General features: G+C 39.6%; 11 protein-coding genes. 7 read left to right on the top strand and 4 right to left on the bottom strand.

Features of this window, described 5'->3' with window-relative positions; genetic code table 11:
- Positions 1-133 precede the first annotated feature (133 nt).
- Positions 134-700: a hypothetical protein gene (locus E5A76_RS08800; RefSeq protein WP_053989581.1), complete on the bottom strand. Its 567-nt coding sequence runs from the start codon at positions 698-700 to the stop codon at positions 134-136.
- 365 nt (positions 701-1,065) lie between these two features.
- Between E5A76_RS08800 and hypB the strand changes: the two genes are divergently transcribed.
- From hypB to hypA, 5 genes are read left to right on the top strand one after another with little or no spacing between them, the layout of a single operon-like run.
- Complete coding sequence (hypB, locus tag E5A76_RS08795; RefSeq protein WP_053989582.1) at positions 1,066-1,800, top strand: hydrogenase nickel incorporation protein HypB; 735 nt, start codon at positions 1,066-1,068, stop codon at positions 1,798-1,800.
- A gap of 5 nt (positions 1,801-1,805) precedes the next feature.
- Positions 1,806-2,048 (top strand): HypC/HybG/HupF family hydrogenase formation chaperone, encoded by a 243-nt coding sequence (locus E5A76_RS08790; RefSeq protein ID WP_053989583.1) that lies wholly within the window; start codon positions 1,806-1,808, stop codon positions 2,046-2,048.
- Positions 2,045-3,163, top strand: coding sequence for a hydrogenase formation protein HypD (hypD, locus tag E5A76_RS08785; RefSeq protein ID WP_161118693.1), 1,119 nt, complete (start codon positions 2,045-2,047; stop codon positions 3,161-3,163). Before E5A76_RS08790 ends, hypD begins: the two co-directional genes overlap by 4 nt.
- Positions 3,164-4,195 carry a hydrogenase expression/formation protein HypE gene (gene hypE / locus E5A76_RS08780; RefSeq protein ID WP_161118692.1) on the top strand — a complete coding sequence of 344 codons (1,032 nt, stop codon included), beginning with the start codon at positions 3,164-3,166 and terminating at the stop codon, positions 4,193-4,195. It begins immediately after the preceding gene.
- The gene (hypA, locus tag E5A76_RS08775) at positions 4,195-4,536 is read left to right on the top strand and encodes a hydrogenase maturation nickel metallochaperone HypA (protein ID WP_107218695.1); all 342 of its coding nucleotides are present in this window, start codon (positions 4,195-4,197) and stop codon (positions 4,534-4,536) included. The genes hypE and hypA overlap by 1 nt, the downstream gene beginning before the upstream one ends.
- A gap of 346 nt (positions 4,537-4,882) precedes the next feature.
- Here the strand turns inward: hypA and E5A76_RS08770 are convergent, their stop codons facing one another.
- The 3 genes from E5A76_RS08770 to E5A76_RS08760 all read right to left on the bottom strand — a co-directional run bounded on the left by E5A76_RS08770 (position 4,883) and on the right by E5A76_RS08760 (position 8,625).
- The gene (locus E5A76_RS08770) at positions 4,883-6,151 is read right to left on the bottom strand and encodes a sensor histidine kinase (RefSeq protein WP_161118691.1); all 1,269 of its coding nucleotides are present in this window, start codon (positions 6,149-6,151) and stop codon (positions 4,883-4,885) included.
- Positions 6,148-6,840 (bottom strand): response regulator transcription factor, encoded by a 693-nt coding sequence (locus tag E5A76_RS08765; RefSeq protein WP_161118690.1) that lies wholly within the window; start codon positions 6,838-6,840, stop codon positions 6,148-6,150. The genes E5A76_RS08770 and E5A76_RS08765 overlap by 4 nt, the downstream gene beginning before the upstream one ends.
- 102 nt (positions 6,841-6,942) lie before the next feature.
- Positions 6,943-8,625, bottom strand: coding sequence for a phosphoethanolamine transferase (locus E5A76_RS08760; protein ID WP_161118689.1), 1,683 nt, complete (start codon positions 8,623-8,625; stop codon positions 6,943-6,945).
- Positions 8,626-9,007: 382 nt separating this feature from the next.
- On the opposite strand from E5A76_RS08760, the gene E5A76_RS08755 reads away from it, so the two are divergent.
- Together E5A76_RS08755 and E5A76_RS08750 are read left to right on the top strand one after the other, a co-directional pair.
- Positions 9,008-9,475 (top strand): GNAT family N-acetyltransferase, encoded by a 468-nt coding sequence (locus tag E5A76_RS08755; RefSeq protein ID WP_107166527.1) that lies wholly within the window; start codon positions 9,008-9,010, stop codon positions 9,473-9,475.
- A 19-nt stretch (positions 9,476-9,494) separates the two neighbouring features.
- Positions 9,495-10,268 carry an aminoglycoside phosphotransferase family protein gene (locus E5A76_RS08750; RefSeq protein ID WP_161118688.1) on the top strand — a complete coding sequence of 258 codons (774 nt, stop codon included), beginning with the start codon at positions 9,495-9,497 and terminating at the stop codon, positions 10,266-10,268.
- Positions 10,269-10,729 lie beyond the last annotated feature (461 nt).

The following is a 10,729-nucleotide window of genomic DNA, read 5'->3' as shown; positions in this document are numbered from 1 at the left end:
TAGCAATGAGAATATAAATATTTCGTATTTAATTTTTTGTCTTAATAAAATCCTACTAAATACAAATACGAGATATAAAAAAAGGATAGCGATCGCTATCCTTTTTTTGTTTAGTTAAAGCTAATCAGTAAAATTAACTTTTCTTAAATTGCTTAACTAAGCCATCTAATTCAGCAAGAAGCTTTGATGCTTTAGGATCTTGCTTCTTCATTGCTGTAATAACGTCTTGTTGTACTTGCTTATCTTGTTTGCTGATCGCAGGATCAGAAAGGATAGTACGTTGTTGTTTAGCAAGCTCAGTACGGATACCTGCAAATTCTTTCACAAGCTCAGTACGTTTTGCGTTAGATAGGCCTTCTTTACGTGCTTCAAGTTGGATTTCTTGTGCGCGCTTGATTAGCTTCTCTGGGTGGTAACCCATTGATTTAACTTTGTTGTTAAACGCAGTTTCGTAAGCTTTAAGTTCTTTCACTAGTTCAGGGTGTGCCTGAAGTGTTTTAGTACGAATGCCGGCAAGTTCTTGCTGAATTGCACCAATACGTTGAGCAATGTGTTGTTGTTCAGCAGTGATTTGTGGTGCAGCAGCTGGCACTGTTGTTGTTTTTGCCATAGCTGGTGCTGCGGTAAATGCGCATGCAAGAGCTAGTGGAACAGCAGCCTTTAGTAGCTTCGTTTTTAAGCTTGTAGTTTTAGAATGCATATTACTTTCTCTTTCGGTGTTAATACGGCATCAGCGTAAGATACGTTGTGTAAAAACTGCCTTTGTCAGCTAATTGTCATGAAGTCTGAATATTAGCTGACAAATGCTCGTATCTTGATCTGAACAGCATTATACCTTAATACCGTCAGGTGACTTGGATATATAACTACTAATATCGTAAATCATAGTTCTACGCAAATAAATCATCATACAATTGCATTATTCCTTTATAGCATAGATAATCTCAGCTCAAATTTTTGGGCTATTGCACGTTTAATAGCCATTATCCATTTTGGTTTTGCAGGGCTTACAGCTTTTTGTGTATTACAAAAACCTGATGTAAGCCGATGTAGGTTGGAGTTCCTATGTGTCAAGATTGCGGTTGTTCACTGCCTCAAGGTGATCATCATCACCATCATCAATTACAAGCTAATCCACAATTAAACGATAAAAAAACCTTATCGGTGATTCATAAAATTCTTGATAAGAATGACGTGGAAGCGGCACATAACCGTGCACATTTTAATGCCAAGAGCGTAACGGCGTTTAACTTGATGAGTAGTCCAGGTAGTGGCAAAACCACATTGTTAGAACATCTACATCAGTACACACCACTTAAATATGCGGTTGTAGAAGGGGATCTAGAAACCTCTCGTGATGCTGACCGCCTTCAAGCTCAGGGTATTAACGCTTACCAAATTCAAACTGGTTCAGCTTGTCACCTTGATGCGTTCATGGTGCATTCTGCACTGCATCACATCGACTTAGATGAGTTAGATATCTGTTTTGTTGAGAACGTGGGTAACCTTGTTTGTCCTGCAAGTTACGATGTAGGTACACATAAAAACATCGTCTTGGTATCGGTACCGGAAGGTGATGACAAAATTGAAAAATACCCAGTGATGTTCCGTCGCGCAGATTTGGTTCTTATTACTAAGTGCGACTTACTGCCTTACTTTGATTTCAGTGTTGAAGAAGCAAAATTACAGCTACAAAAACTGAATCCTGAGGTTGAAGTTATCACGTTATCAACCAAGCAGCCTGAAAGCTTCCAGCCTTTAGTTGAGTGGATCAATAACAACCAAGTAGCAGGAAAGTAATTACCATGTGTTTATCTATTCCTTCTCAGGTTGTTGAGGTTCATGAGCAAGATAATAGCGTGACCGTTGATACTATGGGCGTTAAGCGTACAGTGAGCTGTCATCTATTAATGGAGCCGCTAAATATTGGAGATTACGTTTTAATTCACATTGGTTTTGTGATGAGCAAAATTGATGAGAAAGATGCCCAAGAAAGCCTTGAAATGTATCGCCAGCTATTAGCAGAAACTGGACCTTTAGCATTATGAGTTTTGATTTAAAACAGTTATATCAAGGCTTTCGTGATGCTGATACGGTGCTTAACCTTGCTGAGCAAATCAAAGCATTAGCGCCACAATTGCCAGAGCCTTTAAAGGTGATGGAAGTGTGTGGTGGTCATACTCACACTATTATGAAGTATGGTTTAAAGCAGTTATTGCCAGACAATATCGACTTTATCCACGGTCCTGGATGTCCAGTTTGTGTGATGCCTAAAGAGCGTATTGATCATGCTGCCGCCTTGGCATGTCAACCAAATGTAATTTTGGTAACGCTTGGGGATATGATCCGTGTTCCCGGTTCAAAAGGCAGTTTGGCGCAATATCGTGCTAAAGGCTGTGATATTCGACCTATCTACGATCCGCTGGATTGTTTAACCATTGCAACTGAAAACCCAGACAAAGATGTAGTCTTCTTCGCAATTGGTTTTGAAACTTCCACGCCAATGACTGCCATCTTGGTTGAACAAGCCGAGCAGCGTCAAATCAATAACCTGTATTTCCACATTAATCACGTATTAGTGCCGCCAGCTGTTGATGCAGTGATGGCTGATCCTGCGGTTAAAGTGAATGCGTTTATTGGCCCGTCACATGTGAGTGTGATTGAAGGGGCGAAAATTTACCGCCCGTTAGTTGAGAAATACAACACACCTGTTGTGGTTGCAGGTTTTGAGCCTGTTGATGTCATGGAGTCAATCCTTCGTCTAACGAAACAAAAAATTGCCGGTGAGCCAGAGCTTGATGTGCAATACACACGAGCTGTGACTGAAGAAGGCAATACAGTTGCTCAACAAGCAGTGAAACGCTGTTTTGATGTGCGTGATAGTTTCCGCTGGCGCGGTTTAGGACCCATTCCAAACTCTGCACTTAAACTCAATGACATGTTCAAGCATCGTGATGCAGAAGTACGTTTTGCTGATTGCTTACCCATGACACCCATTGACGATCATAAAGCCTGTCAATGTGGCGATATTCTTCGCGGCTTAGCCAAACCACAAGATTGTAAAGTTTTTGGTCGTGGTTGTACGCCACAAACACCACTCGGTAGCTGCATGGTTAGCTCTGAAGGTGCCTGCAATGCCTATTTCCGTTACCGAGGTGTGTAAATGAGTGAGATTGATTTAACAACCCTGTCTTCAACCAAGTCTATTCAGTTAAGTCATGGTGGTGGCGGTCAGGAAATGAATAAGTTGATCAAAGGTTTATTTTTTAAAGCCTTTGATAACGATATTCTACGTAGTGAAGAAGATGCAGCAGTATTAACATTTGAAGGCAAAACGGCATTTACCACAGACTCTTTTACGGTATCACCGCTATTTTTTGCTGGTGGCAATATCGGTAAATTAGCCATTGCGGGTACAGTCAACGACTTAGCCATGATGGGGGCAAAACCTCAGTATTTAAGTTGTAGCGTGATCATCGAAGAAGGCTTTGATGTTGCTAACTTAAAAACGATTGTTGATAGCATGGCTAAAGAGCTAAGCATTTCAGGCGCAAAAATCGTATGTGGTGATACTAAAGTGGTGCCAAAAGGCTGTGCTGACGGACTATTTATCAATACCACAGGTGTTGGCTCAATTGTTAAGCAGGGCATTTCAGTTCGTAACCTAAAGCAAGATGATGTGATCATTGTATCGCGTGATATTGGTCGTCATGGTGCTGCGATTTTAATGGCACGTGAAGGCTTAACACTTGAATCTGAATTGGTGAGTGACTGCAATACGCTCTGGCCTGCGGTTGAGGCGTTAATTGACGCTGATCTTGATATTCATGCGATGCGTGACGCAACACGTGGTGGCTTATCTGCAGTACTGAACGAATGGGCGCAAGCATCTAACGTAGGTATTACTGTTAGCGAAGAAAATGTGCCGGTAAGTGAAGAAGTACGTGGTTTATGTGAGCTTTACGGCTTTGAACCTTTTGATCTGGCAAATGAAGGCACATTCATTATTGCGTTACCGCAAGAACAAGCAGAAAAAGCATTAGAAGTATTAAGTGCATTTGCTGCCTGTGGTGATGCTGCGGTAATTGGTCAAGTGAGTGATGAGCATCAAGGCCGCGTAATTTTAACCAGTCCGTGGGGCAGTCGTCGTTATCTAGATTTGCCACAAGGTGAGTTATTACCGAGGATTTGCTAATGCATGAGTATTCCATTGTTGGTGCTTTGATTGAGCAATGTGAGCAACATGCTGTTGCCAACGACGCTACTAAAGTCACTCGTGTTGCAATTAAAGTCGGTATTTTAAGCGGGGTAGAACCTGCGTTGTTAGAAACGGCATTTCAAACTTTTAAGTTAGAAAGTATTTGCCGTGAAGCTGAGTTTGAAATGCAAATTCAGCCTCTGGTGCTCTCTTGTTTAGCTTGTGGTAAGCAAACGACACATAACGAACGTAGTGTGGTTTGTAGCCATTGCCAAAGTAATCATACCCAAGTGATGGATGGTGAAGATTTACTGCTGATGCAACTTGAGTTGGAATAAAGCAAACATTCTATCATGAAGGCGGAAGGCAGCGCTGTCACATACAGAGATTGCCTTTCTTTATGTTTATATACCCAAGCGACTTCAAGATGCAGTGTTCAGCGAGACGACCTTAGTTCTCAGGCGCGGCAACGATTCGTAGATATATTGGTTCTACATTGAGAATTGTTAACAAAGTCTGAGAGCTAAGGACGCTCGCCCTTTGGGAGCGTGTCACTGAGCCGACTTCTTGCGTCAGACAACTTGGAAAGAGCTCGCTATTCCGCTTCGTTGTCTTCCTTGAATTCAACTCAGTGACTTCGCTCTGAATCAGGCATCTTGAAGTTGTTTGGGTATATTAGTGAAATTACTGATCTGGCTGAATGCTAATTTGCGCACAACAACCACCGTATGGGTTGTTCAGAAGATCGAATTCATAACCGTACTTATGGCATATATCACGGGCTATCAGTAATCCCAATCCATATCCTTCAACGCCTCTTGGCTTCTTTTCTGATCCAATTCCAGTATCAATGATTGAGATACGTGATGGTGTAACACTAATCACCACAGAGCCTTTTTCGGTGCAAGCAAATGCATTTTTGAGTAAATTTCCGACTAGGATTTTTAAACTGGTTTTAGGAATTTTAACGTCAATAGAGTGAATTAATTCAATACGACATTCGACGGGCTTATTCTTTAATAGATGTAAGTGACTTTGTACTACTTCTTCTAATTCTTCTTTGGTTAATTCACGATTTTGTAGCTCATTTAGATTTTCCTCACGAGTAAGAGAAAGTAACGTTGTCACGAAATTGTTCATTTCCTCACAGGCGCTAAACAAACGCTCACGTTGTTTTTCAATAAACTCAGGGGCCGAAGAATGCGCTAATAAAGACGTTGCACCTTTTATTACCATTAGTGGTGTGCGAAGTTCATGACTTGCATATCGATTAAATGCTCTTTCCCGTTCGATGGATAGCTTAATACGATTTTGGTACTGGTTTAAGCTATCAACAAGCATGGTCAACTCTTGTGTTTTAACACCATGAGGGAGAACGATTGGGCTTAAATCATTGGCTGAGCGATGTTGTAGTTGATGGGTTAGAACCGATAAAGGATGGTTTAGGCGACGTGAAATTAACATCACAATCATCAAGGTGATAACCAATAGTATGACTGAAATAATGGCTTGTTTGATATTCTCTTTAAAGATCTGATCTTCGCTAAACTCGTAAATTTCATCGAAGTAAAAGGTGTAGAGATCGGCATGATGACCGTTACGCTCGGTCATTAAGCTTTTCATTACAAAGTAGTCTGTTGCGTATCCATTGGGTTGGTAAACTTCGACCGCTTTGTTGTAGGGTAGATCGTCCTTAATATCAAAATGTTTAGGAACATTGGCTAAACCAACATAACTTTGACTGGTTTTAGTTATGTATTGTAATTCTGAAGGCGTGTTTTGTAGTTTATTAATTGCTTGTTCAGTTTTGTGCTCTAGGGCATTTTGTGCATTTAATAATTCGAGTTCATCCACTGTTGATTCAACTAAGGAGAAGTGGATGGTGATCATTGCTATAGCGACAACAGCAAAATAGAAAAACGTTATTTCGCGTGCAGAGCGTAGTTTTTTCATTTCTGATTATCTTCTTTAATCTGTTTGATGAGTTGGTAGCCCACCTTAGGGATTGTTTTGATATAGCTATGACTAAAGCCTTTATCTATTTGAGTTCTTAGCTGATAGATGTGGCTGCGTAGTACATTGTTTTCAGGTTCATCATCGCCCCATAAGGTATTCATTACTTCTTGTTTCTTAATGATATTTGGTGCTCGTAACAGCATTAATTTCAAAATGGTAAATAGGGTAGGATTCAGCGATATCTGTGTGTTTTCACGGGTGGCGATGTGAGTTTTGAGATCAAGAGACAAATCACCAAATTGCAGTATTTGTGTAGCTGTAGTTCCTTTACGGCGACGGGTTAAAGCGGTAATTCTTGCTTCAAGGATCTCTAAATCAAAAGGCTTAATTAAATAATCATCAGCACCCGTTGCGAAGCCTTCTAATGTATCTTCACGAGTATCACGGGCTGTAAGCATGAGTATTGGAGTATCGATACCATCTTCACGTAATTGCTGGCATACCATGTAGCCATCCATACGTGGCAGCATGATATCAAGTATGATCAAATCATAATGATGTTGCTTGGCTAGCTCGTATCCTTGGAGACCATTGTTTGCGTAATCTAGCGTGTAGCCTTTAATTTCAAAAAAGTCGAAGATGATATTGGCAATATCTTGGTGATCTTCAATTAGCAATAATTTCATTCTGTATGAGTTCGACAGTTGTTCAATATAGAAATAATAGAAAAGAGAATAGATTATGAACTATCTATTCTCTTTTATACCGCTTAACTGGCTTAATGATTCTTAATTGTTATTTTTTGCGACTTCAGTAGCAAATTGTTCGCGGCATTGGCTAAAAATATCTAATTGCGGTTGGTATTCTTCGGTGTTTATATCCATCACACCTAACATGGAATGAAAGATATTATCGTGAGAATAGGTATCTGTTTTGTGTGCCGATTGTTTTAAACAGGCATAGTCAATATTTTTAGCGTCTTGAAAGCTTGGCGACATCCATACCATCAGCGGTACTTTGGTTTGGTATTTAGGGGCAAAGCGATAGGGAATACCATGTAAATAAGTACCGTTTTCACCAAGTGACTCACCATGATCTGAGACGTAAACCAGTGCAGTATGATATTGTTCACTTAACTGCTTTAGTTTCTTAATCATTTGGCTGATCACATAGTCAGTATACAAAATCGTATTATCGTAGCTGTTGATGATTTGCTCTTGGCTACAGTTTTCAATATCAGCACGTGGGCAATCAGGTTGGAATATCGCTTTATTTGACGGATAACGTTGATAATAAGTAGGACCATGACTACCAATTAAATGAAGCGTGATCATACGATTACCACTGAGATCTGCGATATCTTGATCGATATTTTCAAGTAGCGCCATGTCGTAACAAGTCGAGCCATTGCACATCTCATCTTTACGGGAACGATCTATCACGATCTTAGTAATATTCTTCGCTACCGACTTATCACCACCATCGTTCTCTTTCCATAGCTGAGAAACGTTAGCACGTTGCATGATATCAAGTAGGTTATCTTGGTTATCAGCCTGTGAGCGATCAAAATTCTCTCGGGTCATATTGGCAAACATGCAAGGAACCGATACCGCGGTTGCAGTGCCGCATGCCGTGACATCTTGAAATGAAATCATATCAAACTCACGGGTATAAGGATTAGTTTGGCGGTGGTAGCCATTTAGTTCGTAATTCTGTGCACGTGCGGTTTCACCCACAACCATGATCATAAGTGTCGGCTTTGTTAGTGCTTGTGACAGTGCGACATCACTTTGTGTAGCGTCTAAACCTATTTGTTTATAAGGCTGTGGGGTAGTGAAGTAAGTGTCTTTTACATATTGGCTGGTGCTATAAATAAACTGAGTAGGAATGAGGACCTTTTTTAGATAGCTATTATTACGCCCAACCGAAGCATAATCTTGGTAATAGGCTGCGGCAATTAATCCCACAACCACTAATGAAATCAACATTGATGCAAGTTTAGCTGTAACAAACTTAAAAGGGTTCGTTAGTGGTTTCATTGGCAGTTTATAGATGATCAGCGCGGGTATGATGCCCATGAGAATAGTCCACATTACGGAGTATAAGCTGAGGTATGAGCTTGCCTCACTACTGTCAGTTTCCATTATGTTGGTAATCATACCGTAATCAAACATAACGCCATAATTGAACCCTGCATAACTCACTATACTCGATAGGATCAGCAAAGTAATAAAGAATGGCTTGCTGATCTTAGGCCAGCTAAATAATGAAAACAGAAAGTTTAAGCAGGCAAGAAAGAAAAGCGGGATCGTGAGTACAAAGCCAAGTTTGACCGTTTCAAGTTGGTTAAAAATTCCAATCAGTGCTTTATATACAGGTAAGTTTATTACGGCTGTAAAATAGAGTGCGAGTAGGAAAGTAAAGGTGGCATAAGACATGCCACCAATAAGTTTTTGCTTAATAATATTCATTGTTTATTTTGAAGGGTTACACACCACACCGATGCAAATAAGCAGAATGGTATCCTTCTATCTCCACGTCGTTATTAGCCGTAAGTTATAAACGCTGAAAGGTGAAAAAAATGTTGAAACGCATTATTTCTGAGTAATACATAGAGGATGTTAATTGTCTCATTTTTGATACGTACTCTATTTAGCGTAGTTGCAAATTTAGAGAATGTTTAAATTTGTAATAATTAAATTGAACGAGACATTGCTGAAGTATTGTAGAGCCCGTTATGGTTGTATTTTATAAATAATGGGTAAGTCAATGTTTGCCCAATAGGATCATGCTATAACCCGTATCTTCACAAATACTATCGGCTTAGTAGGTTACGCGAAAAGGAATGTTGAAATGGATATTAAAATTGGTGACTTAACACACCCACAAGTCATTCAGTTGCTAATGGAACACCTGGAAGATATGTATGCGACATCACCTGCTGATAGTGTTCATGCATTGGATGTTGATGGACTCAAAACCGATGATGTGACGTTTTACACATGTTGGGAACGTGAGACATTACTTGGCTGTGTCGCAATTAAACGCCTTGATGCTGACCATGCAGAGCTGAAATCAATGCGAACGAAGATTGATGCTCGAAATCGCGGTGTTGGGGCAAGGTTACTAGAATATGTGTTAGTTGAAGCCCATAGCCTGGGGTTTAAAACCATTAGCTTAGAGACAGGTTCACATAACTTTTTTGAGTCAGCCTGTCGTTTATATGAAAAGTTTGGTTTTGAATATTGTGAACCGTTTGCTGACTATTTACCTGATCCTCATAGCTTATTTATGCGTTATGACTTTAAGCAATGGCAGTAAAGCAAACTAAGAGAATGGGATGGAAATACTTTCTAGTGGGCGTGAAAACGCAATTTTTAAGCGTAAAGATACGGTAGTTAGGCCGCTAAATTTTTATTCGTCAAGCGTACATTTGTTACTTCAACATTTTGAAAAACAGGGCATTGAAGGATTACCACGTTTTGTTGCTATTGAGGGGGACAATGAAATTGTAACCTTTGTTGAAGGAGAGACCGCGAACTATCCATTATCAGGAGCGGTAACATCAGATATAGCAGTGATCAGTGCTGGTAAGTTACTTCGGCGCTTGCATGATGCCTCGGTCGGATTTATTACCGATGCAACTTACAAAGACCAAGTCTGGATGCTACCTGAGTGTGAGCCAGTTGAGGTGATGTGTCATGGTGATTATGCACCTTATAACGTCGCATTATCAGGTAATGAAGTGGTGGGTATTTTTGATTTTGATACTGCTCATCCTGCATCAAGGTTATGGGATCTTGCGTATGCTATTTATTGTTGGGCTCCGTTTAAAACCCATGTCTATGACAAATTAGGAGAGCTGCCGGATCAGATTGTTCGTGCCAAGCTATTTTGTGATGCATACGGTATGACAAATAGTCAGCGTCAGCAATTGGTAGTGACAATGATTGAGCGACTAAAAACGCTGGTTGATTTTATGAAACAACAAGCGGCTGAAGGGAATAGCCAATTTATTGCGAATGTAGCGGATGGTCATCATCTGAGCTATTTAGCTGATATTGATTATTTACAGCAGAATGGAAAACAAATCGTATCAGGTTTAATGAAGTGATATTTTTTTGACGGCTATTGGTTTGATATTGTTGTTATTAGAGGATGTCATAAAATCGTAACTTTAGACAAATAATGAAGAGTTTCATGTTTGCTTTAGAATAATTGACCACAGCAACTAATGATCATTTCATTACCAATAGTTATCATTTTAAGGAATAAAAAAAGCCTCATTAAAAAATGAGGCTTAATAATCAATAGATTCAGATTATTTATTGGCAAGGAGCCTAAATACCGGCTAGGTATGAATCTAACTTTATATGATTCGGGGATAATTTCAAAATAGATAATAATCATTTTGAGATCTAGACACAGTGATGCATAGTTAATTGTATTTTTTTGTTCTTGTTTTTGTACAAAATTAGATTTTCAGGTCAAAAAAATGACGATTAATTTCGTTCTTAGCGATGAATGGTCATGAAAAAGTAATAAAAGCGACTTATTTAATCGTTGGTATAAGCT

Origin of the sequence: Photobacterium lucens, assembly GCF_009873615.1 — a bacterium.
Classification (GTDB): domain Bacteria; phylum Pseudomonadota; class Gammaproteobacteria; order Enterobacterales; family Vibrionaceae; genus Photobacterium; species Photobacterium lucens.
This window is presented reverse-complemented; position numbering and strand designations above follow the sequence as displayed.

Bases quoted from the DNA above. Each gene is read 5' to 3' on its own strand.
- E5A76_RS08800 (WP_053989581.1), bottom strand. From the start codon at position 700: ATGCATTCTAAAACTACAAGCTTAAAAACGAAGCTACTAAAGGCTGCT.
- E5A76_RS08755 (WP_107166527.1), top strand. From the start codon at position 9,008: ATGGATATTAAAATTGGTGACTTAACACACCCACAAGTCATTCAGTTG.
- E5A76_RS08770 (WP_161118691.1), bottom strand. From the start codon at position 6,151: ATGAAAAAACTACGCTCTGCACGCGAAATAACGTTTTTCTATTTTGCT.
- E5A76_RS08790 (WP_053989583.1), top strand. From the start codon at position 1,806: ATGTGTTTATCTATTCCTTCTCAGGTTGTTGAGGTTCATGAGCAAGAT.
- E5A76_RS08765 (WP_161118690.1), bottom strand. From the start codon at position 6,840: ATGAAATTATTGCTAATTGAAGATCACCAAGATATTGCCAATATCATC.
- hypB (WP_053989582.1), top strand. From the start codon at position 1,066: ATGTGTCAAGATTGCGGTTGTTCACTGCCTCAAGGTGATCATCATCAC.
- hypE (WP_161118692.1), top strand. From the start codon at position 3,164: ATGAGTGAGATTGATTTAACAACCCTGTCTTCAACCAAGTCTATTCAG.
- hypA (WP_107218695.1), top strand. From the start codon at position 4,195: ATGCATGAGTATTCCATTGTTGGTGCTTTGATTGAGCAATGTGAGCAA.
- E5A76_RS08760 (WP_161118689.1), bottom strand. From the start codon at position 8,625: ATGAATATTATTAAGCAAAAACTTATTGGTGGCATGTCTTATGCCACC.
- hypD (WP_161118693.1), top strand. From the start codon at position 2,045: ATGAGTTTTGATTTAAAACAGTTATATCAAGGCTTTCGTGATGCTGAT.
- E5A76_RS08750 (WP_161118688.1), top strand. From the start codon at position 9,495: ATGGAAATACTTTCTAGTGGGCGTGAAAACGCAATTTTTAAGCGTAAA.